This is a genomic window from Wolbachia endosymbiont of Anurida maritima, from assembly GCF_042182995.1.
GTDB lineage: Bacteria > Pseudomonadota > Alphaproteobacteria > Rickettsiales > Anaplasmataceae > Wolbachia.
In genome coordinates this window covers 783110-802315 of record NZ_CP102058.1, presented here as the reverse complement: position 1 = coordinate 802315, position 19206 = coordinate 783110, and the positions used below count along the sequence as shown (strand labels likewise).

Annotated in this window: 18 protein-coding genes and 1 pseudogene; 11 read left to right on the top strand and 8 right to left on the bottom strand. The window is 33.4% G+C overall.

Features of this window, described 5'->3' with window-relative positions; all coding sequences use genetic code 11:
- Window positions 1-555 precede the first annotated feature (555 nt).
- From NOX90_RS04435 to def, 3 genes are all read right to left on the bottom strand, one after another.
- A complete protein-coding gene (locus tag NOX90_RS04435; protein WP_375603686.1) occupies window positions 556-2025 on the bottom strand; it encodes a hypothetical protein in 1470 nt (489 codons plus the stop codon).
- Window positions 2026-2706: 681 nt separating this feature from the next.
- The gene (locus NOX90_RS04430; RefSeq protein WP_375603685.1) at window positions 2707-3507 is read right to left on the bottom strand and encodes a uracil-DNA glycosylase family protein; all 801 of its coding nucleotides are present in this window, start codon (window positions 3505-3507) and stop codon (window positions 2707-2709) included.
- Window positions 3500-4033 (bottom strand): peptide deformylase, encoded by a 534-nt coding sequence (gene def, locus NOX90_RS04425; protein ID WP_375603684.1) that lies wholly within the window; start codon window positions 4031-4033, stop codon window positions 3500-3502. Before def ends, NOX90_RS04430 begins: the two co-directional genes overlap by 8 nt.
- Before the next feature lie 145 nt (window positions 4034-4178).
- Between def and ftsA the strand changes: the two genes are divergently transcribed.
- Window positions 4179-5417, top strand: a complete 1239-nt coding sequence (gene ftsA / locus NOX90_RS04420; RefSeq protein WP_375603683.1) for a cell division protein FtsA — start codon at window positions 4179-4181, stop codon at window positions 5415-5417.
- 140 nt (window positions 5418-5557) lie between these two features.
- Window positions 5558-6340, top strand: coding sequence for a type I methionyl aminopeptidase (gene map / locus NOX90_RS04415; RefSeq protein WP_375604606.1), 783 nt, complete (start codon window positions 5558-5560; stop codon window positions 6338-6340).
- 43 nt (window positions 6341-6383) lie between these two features.
- Here map and NOX90_RS04410 read toward each other — a convergent pair whose 3' ends face one another.
- The 3 genes and pseudogenes from NOX90_RS04410 to NOX90_RS04400 form a co-directional block, all read right to left on the bottom strand.
- A complete protein-coding gene (locus tag NOX90_RS04410) occupies window positions 6384-7595 on the bottom strand; it encodes an MFS transporter (protein ID WP_375603682.1) in 1212 nt (403 codons plus the stop codon).
- Window positions 7596-7695: 100 nt separating this feature from the next.
- A complete protein-coding gene (locus tag NOX90_RS04405) occupies window positions 7696-8865 on the bottom strand; it encodes an IS4 family transposase (RefSeq protein WP_253303197.1) in 1170 nt (389 codons plus the stop codon).
- Between the two features lie 52 nt (window positions 8866-8917).
- A pseudogene (locus NOX90_RS04400) lies at window positions 8918-9038 on the bottom strand (IS481 family transposase); the annotation flags it as partial.
- A gap of 996 nt (window positions 9039-10034) precedes the next feature.
- Between NOX90_RS04400 and NOX90_RS04395 the strand changes: the two are divergent.
- From NOX90_RS04395 to NOX90_RS04385, 3 genes are all read left to right on the top strand, one after another.
- Window positions 10035-10226: a hypothetical protein gene (locus tag NOX90_RS04395; RefSeq protein WP_375603681.1), complete on the top strand. Its 192-nt coding sequence runs from the start codon at window positions 10035-10037 to the stop codon at window positions 10224-10226.
- Between the two features lie 274 nt (window positions 10227-10500).
- A complete protein-coding gene (gene rsmH / locus NOX90_RS04390) occupies window positions 10501-11382 on the top strand; it encodes a 16S rRNA (cytosine(1402)-N(4))-methyltransferase RsmH (protein ID WP_375603680.1) in 882 nt (293 codons plus the stop codon).
- Window positions 11379-11684: a hypothetical protein gene (locus NOX90_RS04385; RefSeq protein ID WP_265023451.1), complete on the top strand. Its 306-nt coding sequence runs from the start codon at window positions 11379-11381 to the stop codon at window positions 11682-11684. Before rsmH ends, NOX90_RS04385 begins: the two co-directional genes overlap by 4 nt.
- A 51-nt stretch (window positions 11685-11735) precedes the next feature.
- On the opposite strand, the gene NOX90_RS04380 is transcribed toward NOX90_RS04385, so the two are convergent.
- On the bottom strand, window positions 11736-12035 hold the full coding sequence (locus NOX90_RS04380) for an NADH dehydrogenase ubiquinone Fe-S protein 4 (RefSeq protein WP_375603679.1): 300 nt from the start codon (window positions 12033-12035) through the stop codon (window positions 11736-11738).
- Between the two features lie 145 nt (window positions 12036-12180).
- Between NOX90_RS04380 and NOX90_RS04375 the strand changes: the two genes are divergently transcribed.
- Together NOX90_RS04375 and pth are read left to right on the top strand one after the other, a co-directional pair.
- Window positions 12181-12792: a 50S ribosomal protein L25/general stress protein Ctc gene (locus NOX90_RS04375; RefSeq protein ID WP_375603678.1), complete on the top strand. Its 612-nt coding sequence runs from the start codon at window positions 12181-12183 to the stop codon at window positions 12790-12792.
- Entirely contained in the window at window positions 12792-13340 is a 549-nt protein-coding gene (gene pth, locus NOX90_RS04370; protein ID WP_375603677.1) for an aminoacyl-tRNA hydrolase, read from the top strand. The genes NOX90_RS04375 and pth overlap by 1 nt, the downstream gene beginning before the upstream one ends.
- Before the next feature lie 156 nt (window positions 13341-13496).
- On the opposite strand, the gene ispD is transcribed toward pth, so the two are convergent.
- Entirely contained in the window at window positions 13497-14699 is a 1203-nt protein-coding gene (ispD, locus tag NOX90_RS04365) for a 2-C-methyl-D-erythritol 4-phosphate cytidylyltransferase (RefSeq protein ID WP_375603676.1), read from the bottom strand.
- 497 nt (window positions 14700-15196) lie between these two features.
- Between ispD and NOX90_RS04360 the strand changes: the two genes are divergently transcribed.
- The 4 genes from NOX90_RS04360 (at window position 15197) to NOX90_RS04345 (ending at window position 19168) form a co-directional block, all read left to right on the top strand.
- On the top strand, window positions 15197-16261 hold the full coding sequence (locus NOX90_RS04360; protein ID WP_375603675.1) for an AI-2E family transporter: 1065 nt from the start codon (window positions 15197-15199) through the stop codon (window positions 16259-16261).
- Between the two features lie 129 nt (window positions 16262-16390).
- A complete protein-coding gene (locus NOX90_RS04355; protein ID WP_375603674.1) occupies window positions 16391-17026 on the top strand; it encodes a DnaA ATPase domain-containing protein in 636 nt (211 codons plus the stop codon).
- Between the two features lie 373 nt (window positions 17027-17399).
- Window positions 17400-18386, top strand: a complete 987-nt coding sequence (locus tag NOX90_RS04350) for a tyrosine recombinase (protein WP_375603673.1) — start codon at window positions 17400-17402, stop codon at window positions 18384-18386.
- A 56-nt stretch (window positions 18387-18442) separates the two neighbouring features.
- Window positions 18443-19168 (top strand): lysophospholipid acyltransferase family protein, encoded by a 726-nt coding sequence (locus NOX90_RS04345; protein ID WP_375603672.1) that lies wholly within the window; start codon window positions 18443-18445, stop codon window positions 19166-19168.
- The last annotated feature ends 38 nt before the right edge of the window (window positions 19169-19206 follow it).

The window sequence follows — 19206 nt, the reverse complement described above, 5'->3', positions numbered from 1 at the left end:
CCCTTATCATGAAACTGAAGCTATTTATTTATCTTCTCTGTACAGATTAAATGACAAAAAAACTCACGTATCTGGCGTCTTATTTTTAATTTTTGCACTATGTGCACCTTATGTCTTCACAATATTCTAGCTATATAAGCTGAAACGCGCTTATAAAGCATTTAAAACATAAAAAAACGCCAACTTAAAAAATGGATAGTGAATAACTAGCTACCCTAGGGTTTCTTTTGCCTTTTTTTCTGTTTAGTAAATTTCTTAAACATTTATGACTAAAGGTTAGTTGCATTAAAAAGCAGCTAAATCGCGGTTATTAAGCGTTTAGAATAAAAAAACGCCATACTTGAAAGTATAATGTAAGTAATTAGCCAACCACGGGGCTTCTTTTGCCTTTTTTTCCGTTTAGTAAATTGCTTAATGTTTGTAGCTAACATAAAGCTAAGTACGAAATTTGTTAAACACAACAAATGGTGTCATCCCAGTGGGTATCCTCTCTGGCTTTCCTAAGTTTGCTCACAATCTTGACACATATGTTTTTTTGAACATTGCCAAATGTTACTATCTTCCTCCTTTTCCTTTTTCAATTTGTGCAACCATTTCCTTAACACTTACTTGTGTGGAAGGAGGATTTTTGCTCACATGGGGTTTCGGATCAGATTTTGCTGTTACGTGTTTCGTTGCAGATCTTTTATTTCCTGTTGGAGATGAATGAGATTGTTTTTTCTTCACACTGATATCTGCTTGTACTGCTGGAGTGGTTGTGTTTTCAGCAAGCTGCACATTTGCATTTTTTTTTGCTTGATTTTGCTCAAATTTTTCTTTTAATGCCTTTACTTTACTGCCCCTCTCGCGATTAACTCCTCCTTTCGGTATCGCCTTACCAGCAGCTTTTTGTGCTGATTCCCTATTGTCTTGATTTTCAGATTTTAGTGGTACTCTTTCATCTGATTTTTTAAGAATTACTCCTACTACTTTTGGCTCTGTGCTTACTTTTTGGCCTAGATTTTTAGGCTTTAGCGATACTGCAGGTTCTACCACTTTTGGTTTTTGTCTAACTTTTTGACCAGTGGTAAACATCTTTTTTGGTATTGGCGGTGCTGTTGATGGTTTTGGCAATATTGGAGGTTTAGACTGTTGTTTTTGTTTACGTTCTCTTTTTGCTTCCATATGTTCTTTAGAAACTGTTGCATAAATTGGCTCTTCTTTAGGTGGGTTTGAACTCTGCGAATTTTCTGTTGGAATTTTGCTTTGATAATTTGATATTTCTTCATATTCAGACGATTCACTCAATGAACTTTCATAGCCTGAATCCTCAGAAGGATTTTCCTTAGCATCAGGTATACTAAAACTATTAGCTCCCTTTAGTAAAGAAGATGTAGACTTTGTCTTGCTTTCTCCACCTGAGGATATTTCTGATTTAGAGCGTACCTCCTTTGAATCTGGAGCAGCCGGAGGTGCTGTTGTTGGCCGCTTTATTTGCCTCATGCGATTACCACCTAATTTTTCTTTCGGCTGTTCTTCTTTTCGCAGCTCAAAAATACCTTCCTTTTGTTTTCTACCTTCCAAACTCACTCCGTGTGATCTATCTTTTCCTTGACTTTTTTCACTTTGCTCTAAATTTAAAGGGTCTTTTAAAATATTATTTTTTCTTAATTCTTTTTCTAATTGTTCTAAGATATCAATTTTTTTTAAAATTCTTGTATACTTAGCTGCTGTTTCTAAAGTGAAACTTGACAACTCATCATTTACAAAATTACTTATACTACTGTTCTTAGTTGGAAAATTTTTTCCCAAAATTCTATTCATTAATGTTTTAAAAAGACCTAATGGTGGTTCTACATAATTGTTCAAGTCAGTGTATATAACAAACTCAGCTATACCTTTTGCCTCATCTGTAAAACCCTCTAATGCATAGGATAAATCCCTTAACGTTTTGTTATATTGTTTCTCCGCATTTCCTAGCTTTATAGCTTCTATCAAGGAGTCGAAATTTTTTTTATAGTTCTCACTTTTAAATGGATCATTCATACTAGTTCCAGCTCATTATTTATTAAAATATAGATCTAAAATATTAAGATCTAGTAAATATTGCTTTTGTAACTCATGTACAACTATAGCTATAATAAGTAATACCGCCGCGGTCTTCTAGATCCCGCTAACACGTAGCGGGATGACAGTTGTCAAGGTGTCATGAAAGTAGCTGACACTGGTTTCCATCCAAGAGGGTGTCATTCCAGTGCTTGACACTAGTTCCTTTATGATGATGTCATGCAAGTAGCTGACACTAGTTCCTTTATGAAGGCAGTGCCCCCTCTTGTCATCCCAGTCTGGGATCTAGTCTTTATTATGCAGCCACTTATTTAAAGTTAAGTTTTCTGGATCCCAGACTGGGATGACACCTTCCATATAAATATTAAGAAATTTACCAAATAAAAAAAAGGCAAAGAAACCCTAGGGTAGCTAGTATTCAAATTCTCCCTTGTCTATTTGACGTCTTTTACTGTCTTAAACAGCGCGTTTCGGCTTGTATAGCTAAAGTTTTATAAAGACATAAGGTGCACATAGTGCAAAAAATTAAGCATGCCAAATACACTAAGTTTTTTGTCATTAATCCACTGCAGAGATTGCGAAGATAAATAAATATCTTCAGTATCATGATAAGGGAACTGGCGAAGCAAGTTTTTCGTTTCTGCGGCGACACCAGTGGTGTTAAGTATTCGTACAGTTATTGGTGTTATCAAGATACTCCCTAATCTTCTTCAAATCCTCCCAGGCTAAACGTTTTTGTGCCGGTTGGCGAAGTAGGTAAGCTGGATGAAATATAGCAGCTGTGGTGATTGAATTGGACAAATATTGGTTAGTATATGTATGAAATCTGCCACGCAAATTCGATATAGTTTTTGTGCTGTCAAGAAGGCTATAACACGCAATTCCACCAACTAAAACTAAAATTTGTGGTGAAATAAGTGCAATATGCTTCTCTACAAATGGTCTGCACATGTCAAGCTCTAGGTCGGTTGGCTTTCTATTGCCAGGTGGGCGCCAAAATACGGTATTGCTTATGTATACCTTAGTGCGATCAAGATTTATTGCACTGAGCATTTTATCGAGCAACATTCCACTTGCACCACAAAATGGTATGCCTTGAAGGTCTTCATTTGCTCCTGGAGCTTCACCAACAAGCATGATTTTTGCATTCGGATTACCATCAGAAAAAACAGTATTAGTTGCAGTTTTTTTTATTTCACAACCCTCAAATGACTTAACTGCACTTCTTAGTTCATCCACACTACTACATTCACTTGCAAGTTTCCTTGCTTCAATGATCCAGTCACTTGGGAACATGGATTGCTGCTCTTTTTTCTGGACTTCAGTGCGGATAATAGGAGACTGCACAAGTTTGCTATCCTCCTCGTTTGCCACTTTTTTTTCCTCTTCACCTTCTGTTAGCGTACAATCAACGCCCACTTCATGGTAAAATTTTAGTAATTCTAGATCATCCTTACTCATATTGCTTTTTAATCTTCTGTGCTTTTTTCATGGCCATATCATACTTCAATTTAGATAAATGTCTAATGTATAATATGCCATTTAAGTGATCTAGTTCATGTTGAATGCACCTTGCAAGCCAGCCACTAGCTTTCATTACTTTTTCTTCATTATCTAAGTCTTTATATTTCACAGTTAAGTACTTTGGACGTGTAATCTCATAACTCTGTTCTGGAATTGAAAGACACCCCTCTTTGAGGACTACCCGCTCATCGGACAATTCTGTAATTTCTGGATTAATCATACAAAAAGACCCTGTTGATTGGTATCCAGGCTGTTCATCTTGGTATTCTGGTGGTATACTTGTGACGAAAATTCTTTTCAACACTCCAACCTGCACTGAAGCAAGGCCAAGACCATCCGCATACTCCACAGTTTCGAACATGTCGTTTACTAATTCTTTAATTTTATCGTTTATTTCTGTTATTTCGTTGGCACGCGTGACTAGTCTTTCATCAGGAGCGATTACAATGGGTAATTTGGGCATAATAACTTGGATATAAAAAGCCTAATTTTATGTTTTATTTTTTCTTTTGTCAAGAATTTAGGGTATATTAAAGTGTTGCTGTATTTTTATAATAGAAATATAAATTATTTAAAGGAAGTACAATTTGAATGAGTAAGGTTAACTAATGTACTCTGCAGTAGTAGTAAAACCAAAAAGAAGCGTTTTTGCTGTTTTAGACATAGGTACAACAAAGATTATCTGTCTAATTGTTACAATGAATAGTAACTTTAGTTATAAAATAATAGGGATAGGCTATAAAATTGCAGAAGGCATAAACGGTGGATCGATCACCGATGCCAAACACGCAAATTACTCCATCTCATCAACTATAGGTTTAGCTGAGCAAGTGTCAGAGGAAACTATAGACCAGATATATGTGAACGTTGCTGGATGTGGCATCTCATCTTTTAATGTACATAATGAAATTATTGCAGCTAATCATGAAATTTCTGACCGGGATATAAAACGTGTAGTTTTTCAGACGTTTGAGAAATATATTGAAGAAAATGTTATCATTCACAATATACCACTGAAATATCATTTAGATGACATGACTGACATAAAAGAAGTTGGTGGATTGTACGGAAAAAGACTATCTGCTGATGTTAATGTTATCACTGCTTCGCGTCCAGCGCTTACCAATATTGAAAACTGTATTACCAATAATGGTGGATTAAATATGGCAGGTTGTATTGCTTCTGCATATTCTGCAGGTCTTGCGTGTCTCAGTGGAGATGAAAAAGAGCTCGGGACTGCTATTGTTGATATAGGCGGTGGGTGCACTGCAATTGGAATTTTCAAAAGAGGGAAACTTGTGTATGCAAGCAGCGTTCCAATTGGTGGCGTTCATATCACTCGAGATATTGCTTACGGGCTATGCACAAGCATAGAACGTGCAGAGTATATAAAAATACTGTATGGCAGCACTATCGTAACTTCAATAGATGAGAATGAGTACATTACAATGCAAAACAACGAAAATGATGAACCTACTCAGGTATTCAAATCTGAGCTTATTAACATCATAAGACCAAGAGTTGAAGAAATACTTGAAATGGTAAGAGAGCAATTTCAAGAGCAGAAAGATCCAATTAATAAAGTAGTGATCACAGGTGGAGCTAGTCAACTCACAAGCATGAAGGAAATTGCAGGCTATATATTCAATAAGCAAGTTCGAATTGGGTGCCCTGAGTCTTGTAGCGGTCTTGATGGCGAATATGATAAAAATCCTGTATTTTCTGCTGCTATAGGTTCTATAAAGCTAATAGTTGACACTTTTTATAAAAATAACTCTGGTATGTTAGGACAAGATGGTAAAATGAGTAAATTGTATAATTGGGTTAAATCAAAAGTTACAGTCTAGATTTCTGTTTTACCACCTTTCATACAAATGACTTGACACTAGGATCCATAGTACTTATTTTTATAATATGTAAAGTTATTATGTTTATGTACTTGCAAGCAAGCGTAAAGGATCACTAATTACAATAAGACATGGAAAATATGAACATAACTATACACTCACAAGAAGACTTTGAGTTTATGCGAAAGGCTGGCAGGCTTGCTGCTGAAACTCTTGATTTCATTGTACCATATGTAAAGGTAGGAGTGACAACTAATGAGTTAAATGATCTATGCCATGAATTTATAATCAATGCAGGTGCAATTCCAGCACCACTAAACTATAGGGGGTATCCAAAATCGATTTGCACTTCAAAAAATGCAGTTGTGTGCCATGGTGTTCCCGATGATAAACCGCTTAAAGATGGAGATATTTTAAATATTGATGTCACGGTGATTTTAAATGGTTGGCATGGTGATACAAGTCGCATGTTTTGGGTTGGCAAGCCATCAATAAAAGCAAAACGTTTGTGTGACGCTACTTATCATGCATTGATGGAAGCAATCAAACAAGTTAAACCCGGCAATAAGTTAAATGAAATAGGGCTCGCTATAGAGAAATATATTAGAGATTTTGGATATTCTATCGTACGCAGCTACTGCGGACATGGTATAGGAAAAGTCTTTCATGCTCCACCAAATGTCGTACACTTTTATGATGAAGATGAGGATCTTGTCTTAAAAGAAGGCATGTTTTTTACAGTAGAACCAATGATTAATGCTGGAAAACATGAAACTCTGCTTAGTAAATTAGATGGCTGGACAGTGACAACACGTGACCTTTCACTTTCTGCGCAGTTTGAGCATACGCTCGGAGTAACTAAAGATGGTGCTGAAATATTCACATTATCACCTAAAAATTGGCACTTCCCACCATATAATTAGATTTTTTTAAACTCTGCTATACTGCAACTATACTTGAAGAAAGCTAATCCTTAATTTGCGATATAGCAACTAGCCCAATTAATGCACAGAAAATCATGTAAAAACTAGCTGAAGTCTCTTGTCCTGTAATTTTGATAATTGTTGTGCATATAAATGGCGCAAGACCACCAAAAAACCCAGAAGCTATATTCCTTGATAAACCAAATCCACTATATCGCACCTTTGTTGGGAATAATTCACACATCAGTGCACTAACAGGCCCAAGCGATGCAGCTATCGGGATTATAAAAAGAATGTGTGCCATTGTGATCAGCAAATCCTCACCACTACATAACATTGAAAAAACTGGATAACTTACTATCACAAAAGTCACAAATGCGAATTTCATGACTTTCTCTCTCCCTATCTTATCAGAAAGTATTGCAAACAATATGGTCAGGCCTCCAAGTGCAACTTGATTCAGTATTTCCACTATGTGACTAAAATGAGTGCTTATTGTTGACGTAAGCACACTGAAAAATATTAGATATATGTAGAGAGACGCATTTTCAACCAAGTCAATACCTATTGATATTAGAACAGGCTTTTTGTAATTGTTTAATAACTCTTTTAATGGCAATTTAGATGGATTTTTTTGTCTTTTATACTCTGGGCTTTCATCAAGTATATATCTCATATATATGCTGATTAATCCCATTGCTAAACTAAAAATGAAAGGTAATCTCCACCCCCAAGATTCAAAATCAGATACTTTTTTGCATATGAGTACCGCTATCAGGCTTAATATTGAACCAAGAATTGCACTTAATACTTCAATGCTGCCAAAAAATCCTTTTTTGTTTTTAGGAGCGTGTTCTATTAAAAATGGTGCATTTCCTGCTTCTCCTCCAAGGGATATACCCTGCAATAACCTTAAACAAACTACCAGCATTGACGCCAGTATTCCAATGCTTTGATAACCTGGAACAAAAGCAATTAATACGGTTGATAAAGTCATTAATATAATCGAGAGCAATAAGGCAACTCTTCTGCCATGCTTATCACCAATGTGACCAAATATAGCAGCACCGATTGGTCTCATTAAGAAACCCACTGCAAACACTCCAAAAGCCTTCAATACCCTGGTTAGTTGATCATCCGATGGAAAAAACACACCACCTATTATGTTTATTAAATGGCCAAAAAGCATGTGGTCATACCATAATAAAGTGTTACAAATCAAACTTGAAAATATTACTTTTGTTATTTGTTGCATAATCCTCTACATCCAGAGTGTGATAGGTAGGATAAATAAATCGGGAGATTTTGTCCACTGATTATACGTAAAGGGGTAAGGCCCATAAGTGTTGAAAGTATCAAAAATAACGTGATATGAGATGATCAACGGCATGTAAATTACCTCCCGACAGTAAAACAATCGAACGTATAAAAGAGTCATTTAGATCCAATGTGAATTGCAGTAATGCTATTTTGAACCCATGTAGATTATTTTTGATTTTATAAACAAGAAATAACAAAGCCGTAATAATAATCATGTAAATATACACCTTCATGCCATTCATAGTATGGCTTAAAAAGTGCTTATATCCAAGATTTTGCTTTATAAATTTAAAGAACACTTCTATATCCCATCTGCGCCTATATAGCTCTGTTACTTCATAAGCTGGCATTTCAAACAAGTTTGTCAAAAACCATATTTCATCTCCAATTTTATTTCTGATTTTTATTAGCCGTAGATCATGCTTTTCTGCCACTTTACCTCGTGCACGATAAAGATTAACTATTATATCTTCTAAAATCTCTGATCCATCCGATTTTTGTTCTCTTATAACTTTGTTCCTGCTTATAACATCATGTTTTCTTCCCACTTTAACTCTTGTGATAAATTTGTACTCCTTTTCATCAAATTCGGCAAAAGTTCCAACTTTTCTGATTCCTCTATCAAATAATAAAATATCCTCTTTTTCAACTTTAGCTTCATTAATTGCTCTCACTAATGCTATATCTTCACTACTTTCTTCTTGTCCTTTACAAAATCTTATACTTGTCGGCAATTGATCCTTTAATCCTACACTCACTTTAACTTGACTGTCGTTACTTTTACCGCCTATTTTTAGCCCATCTTTTATGAGATATCCCGATAAATTTATGATCGTCGAATCAAACTTATGTAAGTTATTTGATGTTTTTTGGGGTAATAGCTTTTTAATCTTGCTCATCAAATCAATATATACTCCCTTAAAATATTCTGGATTTATAACTTTTAACCTTTTTGACAAACCACTGTATGTTACTGTACTTTTATCGCTATTCTTATCCATTATACACCTGTTTATTACCATTTCTAGCGCTCTTAGGCTTGTTTTTTGCCCCATTAATATTAACTTCATTAGACCTTTAAATATAATCTTGCCCAACAATTTAGTATTACATTTATCTACTTCACTTAATTTTCCTAGCCTTTCTAAATCCTCATCTTTTATTAAATTTAGTACTCTTTCTATTTGATCCATTATTGCCTCCATTTTCTTGCAATAATAGTTCTTTATGTCTTTTTTGTGTTACTTTCAACACTTATGGGGTAAGGCCCTTAAGTCTTTCAGGGTAATTACAAACTATAACAAAGTCATAAATTTGAATTGCTGACGTGACAGTAATACTTCTTAACCGTAGCATTTTTTAAAGTTTTGTTCATACGTCAACTTGCCAAAGGCAAGAAAACTTGACATTTCTTCAACATTTTGGCATAATTATATATGTGGAAAAATCTAAAAAATTTTTATCTAGTACAGTTTATTTATGATCATTTAATAGGGGGTTTTTATGAGCAGAATATTTTCTAAATACAAAGAGAAATTTGCACCTAATGCACAGATAGATCTAATGAATATCATTGAATCTGACGAACAAATGTTTCAAGACTATAAAAAATTTCTCAATCGGGAAAAAATAGACGGAATATGTAGACATTTGTGTGACTATATTACTTTAAATAATTTGTTAGTTAACAAAGAATCTTTTGTTAAAGCATTTGATAGTATTGAGAAAAAAAGATCACTAGTAAATGATTTAATCAAGAAAGTCAAAAATGATGATATTAATTCAGATGAAGTAAATAAGCAGAAATTTTGGCAGGAAATGTACAACAGTTTTGACAAAGATGACGAAGTAATGAAGGAGGTGAGAAAAATAATTAATACTTTATTTAAACGAATGAGTGAGAAGGCACAAGAGAATTTCATAGAAGAATTCGAACAACTACCCCAGAAAGAAATAGTTAAGTCACCTTTCCTAGCAATGAAAAAGCCAAAGACACTAACTGTAGCAGACTTAAATCTAGCAGCAATGAATCAAAATCAGTATATGAAAATATCTTATAATCCTGTTATAAGTGGAGATTCTGGGCACGCTGTACTGATAAAGAAAAATTCAGATAATAGCTTTGCATTTTATGATCCTAATTTTGGTGCAGTTTTTGATCTGACAGAGAAGCAGCTATGTGAGGTTGTAACTCAATCATTTTATGGCTATGTAAGAATAAGCAAGTTAGGTATTGTTGCACTATTTACTTTATTAACCTCAGTTGTTGCTGGAATTGCTGCAGCAGTATACGGTTATAATATAATTGCTAGTNGTATTGCTTGTAACTTGCTTAGTGGACTTATCAATCTTGTGTTGCTTAAAAGAAAAATTAATGCCACAAAAGTATGATACTATTACACCAGAAAATAATATTTCGATAATTGATAATGACTTTCAGGTTGGATTCAAAAATCTGATAGATAAGTATTTTGGTAGTGATGGCAAGTCAGGAGGTACAGCTGTTGAAGGTGACGTACAAGTAGAAAAACATAACCAAGGGAGAGATCTGCTTAGCGCTTCATAACTGATAGGCGTTGAGTTAAGTGTATGGTTCCATAATCCCTTCTTCAACCTTTTACACCCTGGAGCTATACACCACAGTTTGTTTTATACCGTAATGGCATGTCTTATTTTTTCAAATATGGGGAGGAAATGTGGGCATTATGTGAATATTATATTAATAATAATATCTCATTAAATCTTAATATCATTGACTATATTAAGTATTTTTATATCATATATTTTACCATGTTTCAGTGAGGAAGCTATTTTTATCTATATACACAAAATCTTTTGATATGGCACACACTCCAGTTTTGTTAAAAGAGATGCTATCACTACTATCACCGCAGGATGGTGGTATATATGTCGATGCTACGTTTGGAGCTGGAGGGTATAGCAAAGCAATATTGGAGTCAGCTGATTGCAAAGTATATGCAATTGATAGAGATGAAACGGTAACTAAGTTTTATGATGATTTAAGCGTTAAGTATCCCGATAGAATAAACCTATCTATTGAGAAGTTTAGTAATATTAAAAATTTATTAGATAGCAACAATATTAGAGGTATCGGTGGAATAGTTTTTGACATCGGAGTTTCATCTATGCAGCTTGATAACGGAGATAGAGGGTTCTCATTTCTGCATGATGGTCCACTCGATATGAGCATGGATAACTCTTCTTATATAAACGCTTCAACATTTGTTAACGCTTTACGCGAAGAAGAAATTGCAAATACTATATATAACTACGGAGGAGAGCATCATTCTCGCAAAATCGCAAGAGCAATAGTAAGTGCACGGAAGAAAAAAACTATCAAAACTACATTTGAGCTTGCGAATATTGTACGTTCTGTGGTGTTCCGTGGAAAAAGCAAAATTGATCCTGCAACCAGAACATTTCAGGCAATCAGAATATGGGTAAACGATGAGCTGGGAGAACTTGAAAAGGGCATTAAAGCTGCATCTGAGATTTTAAGTGAGAATGGCAAATTAATTGTCGTCACCTTTCATTCCTTAGAAGATCGTATAGTCAAAACTNTTTTTAAAGATTTATGTGCTACTGATTGCAAGACATTCTCTCTTTTAAATAAAAAAGTGATCGAAGCAAGTATAGAAGAAGTAAGTGCAAATCCGCGTTCACGCTCAGCAAAACTAAGAGCTATACAGAAGTTGTCATGAGAACTTTCTGTATCATTTCAATAGTTATGTTTTTTCTTAGCATTGTAGGGCTATTTAAAGTAAAATTACATGTTCAGTCATTAAATAGAGAGCTAATAAAAATAAAAAGTGAAATTAATTTAGTACAAAGTGATATAAAAGTTTTACAAGCAGAGTGGAGCTATTTAAATAATCCAAAAAGACTTGCAAGCCTTGTAAAGAAATACCTAAAAAATAACTCTTTAATACTGGCTAGCCAGGTTAAAAATCTTGACTCTTTAAATGGCCGCAGTGTGTTAGCACAACTTAAAACCCAGAGTTAAATTGGTTATACTAAGTTTTATCTTTTACAGATAAGCACACCACAATAAACCTTACTTTAGTATGAAATTGCTTGTGTAAGATTTTGGCAGCCTCTTAACATTTTTTGGCATTTCAATTACGTATTTAACGTTGCGTTTTTTTGCGTAGAATACTGCTTTTTCAAGAGAATCAAACTTTAATACAATCTGTTTTTTTGGATCTTTTGAGCCAACCCACCCCATTAAAGGTTCAATGTAGTAAGAACCAGATTCAATTTTCAGGTGCCAGAGATTTGTATTACCTAAACCAGATTGTGTTGCAGTTTTTGTTGGTTTATAAATCCTAAAAACTACTTTATCGTCAATGCCCATAGTTCTTGTTAAATAAGCTTAAATATATATCCAAATAAATCCTTTCACAAACAATTAGTATGAAAGAATGAAGTTTGAAATAAATATTTTTATGTTATATTATTATTAAATTATATTAAAAGGATTAGCTGAATAGGAGTAATCGATGACGCAACAGGAAATAGTAACAATCAATGCAGAGTTACGTAACGTGACAAAAACAAAAGCGATGCATTCTCTAAGGAAGAAAGGAAACATCCCTGGAATCATATATGGGAAAGGCCATGATAACGTAAATTTAACATTGTCTGCAAAGGAATTCACAAAGCAATATAAGTCAGGCTCTCTTTCTGCACATTTGATAGAGCTGAATATTTCGGGCAAAAAGGAGTATGCTCTTGTTCGCGATGTCCAATTGCATGTAGTGAAGGATACTGTGCAACATGTTGATTTTCAATTTGTTGATAAAGGCAGCGAAATTAAAATAGACATACCTCTATCATTTGTGAATGAAAGTAAAGCTCCAGGGATCAAGTTAGGCGGAGTGCTTAATGTTTTGTGTCGTTCTATTGCTGTTAAATGCTCTCCTGATAAAATACCTCAGGTTATAGAAGTTGATTTATCCGGCAAAATGATTGGCCAATCTATACATATCAATGATGTAAAATTACCAGAAGGTGTTAAGTTTGTAGCTCATGAAGAAGAAAATTTTACCATTGTTACAATTTCTGCTGCCGATAGTGACGTTGAAGAACCTCAAGCAGAAACAGAGGAATAGTGCATCTGATAGTTGGGCTTGGTAATCCTGGCAGTCAATATGAGCTAACTCATCATAATATCGGTTTTATCACCGTTGATGCAATCTGCAAATATTGGGGTTTTCAGTTGTTCTCTAAAAAAGCCGATTATCTGATAACCTCTGGCATAATTAATGATAATAAAATTATGTTAATAAAGCCTTATTCATTTATGAATAATTCAGGCATCCCTGTTGCAAAAATACGAAACTTTTACAAATTATCGCTAGATAATATCATTGTCATACACGATGACGCTGATTTGGAACTTAGAAGAATAAAAGTAAAGAAAGGTGGTAGCTCTGCTGGACATAATGGACTTAAATCCATAGATAGTTTTATTGGCAACGATTATTGGCGCTTGAGATTTGGAGTGGGTAGACCTGAAGATCAAAAAAGCTTAGCAGATTATGTGTTATCAAAATTTTCAAATTTTGATAATGTTACTCCCTTAGTAGAGAAAATAGCAAAAAATATACATTTAATGCTGCAAGGAGATAATACAGCTTTTATCAATTCGATTATATAATACTACGAAACACAAAACTAAATTTCACACAATTAAAATAACAGATTTCTTGCATTACCTCCCAAGCTACAATTGTCATTCAATAGAAACTACTTGACAAGCTTCGCCAGTCCCCTTGTCATGATAAGGGGCCTGGCGAAGGAAGTTTTTTCGTTTCTATTCCCAATAAAAGTTTGTATGCAATAACACAGAAACATATGCTGCTATTCCTTCATTTCTTCCAATAGAACCTAATTTTTCTGCAGTGGTTGCTTTGATATTTACAAATTCATCATCAATTTCTAATGCTTTTGATATGAATTTCTTCATTTCTACTTTGTAAGGCGATATTTTAGGCTCCTCACAAACTATAGTAATATCTAAATTAGACACGCTGTACCCTTTTTCCTTTGCTTTTTTAGCAGCAAAGTCAAGAAAGTGAGATGAATTGCAATCTTTCCATTCAGAGGAACTAGGAGGAAAGTGCTCTCCTATGTCGCCACATCCCAGTGCTCCGAGTATTGCATCAACGATTGCATGTATTGCAACATCACCATCAGAGTGCGCTTCTATTGCCATGTTGTGTTCAATTTTCACACCGCAAATTTTTATAAAGCTCTCAGCACCATTTTGAACTTTAATGAACTTATGTATATCATAACCAGTTCCGACACGAAATTTTGGCTCTTCAAAGAGAAGCTTTGCCATATTGATATCCTCTTTTGTGGTTAACTTAAAATTGCTTTTCTCACCTTTAATAATCGCAACATGTTTTTTGTGCTCTACCATTAGTGATGAATCGTCAGTAAATTCTTTGTCTGATTGATGGCACGATAATAATTCTTTGAAATTAAAAATTTGAGGAGTTTGTATGGCTCTGAGTTTTCCTCTTGAAATCGTAGATTCAACGAAATTATTACCCACCAATGACATAGTGTCTTCGACTTCTATTGCTGGTACTACTCCTGTATATTGATCATTAATCATGGACTGAGTCAAGTTATCTATCAGAACATCTGACACAAAAGGCCTACAAGCATCGTGTATAACTACAAAATCTGGATTAACTTTTTGTAAGCTTTTAAGCCCTAGTTTAACTGAATTTTGCCTACTTTCTCCTCCATATATTGGACTTAGTAATTTAGTATCTGTAATTGGCGATATAGCTTTCTCATAGAAATTTTCATGGTTTCTATTAATTGCTATTCTTATGTAATCTATATATTGGTTAGCCAGAAATCTTTTAATTGTATGAAATAAAACAGATTTACCTGCCAGTTTTGTATACTGCTTAGGAATCGTAGAATTGCATCTACTGCCTACTCCCGCTGCAACTATTAATGCTGCTATTTTGTATTTCTTGAATTTGTTAGCGCACATGTTTATCACTTTTAGCGTAAGTGTATGATAGCAGGCTATCTAAAATTTCAATAGGATTAAGAAGAGGCCTACTTTCTCTTTGCAGAGGCTTCCCTCTTTACCCCAAATTCTTTTCAAAAAAAAAATTGACTTTATATGAAAAATTACTTCCCCTACTTAATTAGCATAATTATAATAGCAAAAGAGATATTTAGAGAGCTCAAAATCTATCTTTGCCTGCAGGCCTTTCTATTACGCATCTAAAATTCNAGCTAAAAATGTAGCGTATCTTCTTCAGCGTATGTGGGTGCACACACATGCTTAATCTCTGTCGTATGGCACTGNCATTTTTTCTGAATCTTTTTTTCACATGGGGGAATTCTATGCCTAAAATTCCATATTCTTAACAAAAAACTACTACTTAACAGAAGTAATAAATAGTATTACAAATCGTCAAATACTTTCAACATAGGAAAAATAAATTGCATATTTTTCAGTAAATTAGCTATGCTAAAAGCATGCAAAAACGTCATATAACTATTTGTTTTATACTGCTTTTTATAATAGGGATGTTATTCCTGATGCGTCCTATGATTTTTCCATGTTTAATATCTATTGTTATTGCATATTTGTTTAATCCGCTAGTAGTCAAGTTTGAAAAGTATAGAATACCGCGTTCATGTTCTGTAATTTTTATAATACTTGTTTTATTAATAGCTTTTATACTAGTTATAACATTTGTTTTACCTATTATATATGTTCAAGTTACTTCAATATTAAATTTCTTAGTGAGTAAAGTGCCTTCATTAAAACTTAAAGTAATCCCCTCTGTATTAGAATTTCTTAATATAAAAATCGAGGATGGCTTATTTGATCACTTATCTAAAAATCTAGCAGAAAATTACAGCGACTATGTATCTTATTTCATAAATGCTCTTGATATTGCTAGTAACTTTATAATCCAAGTGTTAAGTTCAAGCTTTAATACGGTATCATTAATGGTAATTACTCCTGTAGTGTTTTTCTATATATTACGTGATTGGCCTTTAATTATAGAAAAAGCTAATAAATTAATTCCTATGCCTTATAGAGAAAAAGTTGCAAATTATTTTTCCAAAGTAGATTTCATTATATCTAGTTATCTAAAGGGGCAGGTAAATGTATGTATTGTCATGATGGTCTTTTACTCTGTGAGCCTGAGCATAATCGGATTGAAACACTCTATTATTATTGGAATTTTATCAGGAATATTAACGTTCATACCTTACATAGGGCCATTATTATATACCATTATTGGGTTCTTGAGCGCTATCACTCAATTTAGTGGATGGTTTGAAAGTGCTGCTGTTTTGCTATTATTTGGTGTTGGACAATTAATAGATTCAAACATATTAGTCCCTTTATTAATAGGAAAAAAAGTTCATATACATCCAACTGTAATTATTCTGGGAATTACTATATGCGCTTCATATTTTGGATTTATAGGTATATTACTTTTTATTCCAATAATAGCAATGTTCAATGTATCAGTAGAATATGCAATCAATAAATATTTTAAAAGTGAGCTTTATAAAAACGGCTAACAGACCTTTTGCATAATCAATTTATGGTAAGAGGAGAAATGAACCTAGAATACCTGACATATTTGAGAAGCGTAAGTAAATTTTTGCGCAAAAATTACTACCAGAAAGAGGTTACGTAAGAGGCTTAACGTGCAATTAAATTTATTTGACAATAATCGAGCTGATTATAGTCGGCAAAATTACATCATCTTAGATGAAAACAAGCACATATATAATTCAGTAATTGATGACTTATCTTGGAAATGTCTGATTCTTTTTGGACCTAAAAGCTCTGGTAAAACTCATCTTGCTCATATTTGGCAATCAATAAACGATGCAATCTTTATCAATGTGAATAACTTCGTAAGCGAGATTAGGTATAGTGATGCTTTTATTTTAGAAGACGTACAAAACATTAAAGATGAAGCAATGTTATTACATTGCTACAATTACATGAAAGAAAACGACAAGAGGCTGCTAATCACTTCTTCAATTTCACCAAAAAAGCTTAACTTCACACTAAGAGATTTAAGTTCTCGAATATTATCAACTATCAGCGTAAAAATTTTGCCTGCAAGCGAAGAATTATTAAGAATCATGCTAATAAAACGATTTTCAGATAAACAGTTAAAAATTGATTTAAAAGTGATTAATTATATTTTAGCAAGAATAGAACGTTCTTTCTATAGCATTGACAAAATTATAGAGAAGATAGATAATGAATCTATAGGGTCAAATGTGACCGTTCCTTTTATTAGCACTTTATTAAAAAAAGATGCCATTTGATTCCTTCTTTTGTAAAATACTCATTGTGTATATTAAAAATTTATTAACACCCATAACACTAACGTAATTGAAATCTCCACTTGTCTATATTAGAATTATAATAAATGTTATGTCATAATAAATATAGATAGATACAGCTAAGAAGTATTCTATATTTATAGTAGAGCTCACTTTATAAGGTGTTTTTTATAGATTTGACGTTATAATTTAACTATGATAAGAGTAAGATCAAATTTAAGAAAAAGGTTAAAGCAAAAGCTTGTGATGTTCACTCTATTGATAAATGCCTTATTTATCTCATATTTTCTCATAAGAAACACAGGGAACACTTCTAATCAAATTATAGCCAAAGAAATAAATATAGGAGCTGATAATGAAAAATAAACAGTCGCAAAATAAAAAAGAAAATCTTTACATAACATATTACATAGATGCTTTGGCTTCAGAGAGGTCCGCTACACAAAATACTCTGGAAAGTTATCGTTCGGATTTACACCAGTTTGAAGAATTTTTATTGGAAAGCGGCACTACCTTGGTTGGTGTAAACAAAACCAATATTAAAGATTATGTGAAATCTTTATGTACACAAAAAAAATATAAAAGTAGCTCTATATCAAGAAAAATATCCGCTATGAAAAATTTCTATAAGTGTCTATTTAATGACGGAATAATAGATTTTAATCCAGCGCCGGCTAATGATGCTGAATTAAAGAATCCACAAGTTTCTCGTCCTTTGCCTAAGTATTTAAGTGTCAAAGAAATATTTTTGCTAATTGACACAGTGAGAAAATCAGCAAGCGAATCGAATAAAGAGATAAGCAGTAAAAGGCTATGTGCGATTTTAGATATCCTTTACTCTTCTGGAATGCGTGTTTCTGAACTAATTAATATGAAGTTGTGTGAAGTGTCACATTTAATAAACAGTAATAACAAAGAATGCTATATAATAATAAAAGGAAAAAGTGGTAGAGAGAGGCAAATCCTTTTTAATGAACAAGCATTACAGAGCCTTAGAAATTATTTATCAGTTCGTGATAATCTAATCTCTAAAGAAAAGGAATCCGATTGGCTATTCCCAGGTGATAAACCTAATAAACCAATTACAAGGCAGAGGGTCGGTCAATTAATGAAGGAGTTGGCAAGAAAATGCAATATTGATGAAAATAATATCTCTCCACACGTGATTAGGCATTCTTTTGCTACCCATCTACTAAATAGCGGAGCAAATATTGTGTTGATACAGAAAATTCTTGGCCATACTAACCTTTCTACAACACAAATATATACTCATATTGCTAACGAAAAGTTAAAGGACAAACTAGCTGATTCGCATCCTATTACTCAGATAATCAATAATTAAACTTATTGTTTTTAATTCGTAGTAAAGTTAAATTCAAAATAAGTTTATATGGGTTTATGATTTCAAGTTTGTTGTTTAATTTCTTTCTTATATTATGGGAAGTATTCTATACTTTAATTACTCTCCCTGTAATTCTCTTCCCTGCGCGTATAATGACTATTTTCCTCGTCTGTTCGGTGAGAGTTGTATTATTCATGCTGCGTTTATTATGTGGCATTAAATATGAAGTGAGGGGAATGGAAAACATTCCTAAGCAACCTTTTATCATTGCATCAAAACACCAATCTCCATTTGAAACATTTATTTTTATACTACTATTTAGAAAGGCGGTTTTTATTTTAAAACGTGAGTTGAAATGGATTCCATTCATTGGTTTGCATCTCATGGCGCTCAGAATGATTTTTATTAACCGCTCAGATGGTATCAGTTCTATGCGTCATATCATTAAATTAGCAAAAATGCGTATAAAAGAAAATAGAGGCATAATAATATTTCCTGAAGGCACAAGAACGACTATAAACCAAAATATAAAATATCAACCAGGTATTGCTGCTTTATATAGCGTATTATCTGTTCCTGTATTACCAGTTGCTTTAAACACTGGTTTGTTTTGGCCAAAAAGCATACTTTCTCTGAGAAAGAATCCCGGAAAGGCAGTAATAGAAATATTGCCCCCAATATATCCTGGATTAAACAAAAGTGAATTCTTGCAAAGTTTAGAAAAAATTATTGAAGAGAGAAGTAGTAAATTAACCACAGAAAAAACTGATATTGCAAATTAACAAAAAAGCTTTATAATTAAAAGAAAAGTACAGTATTT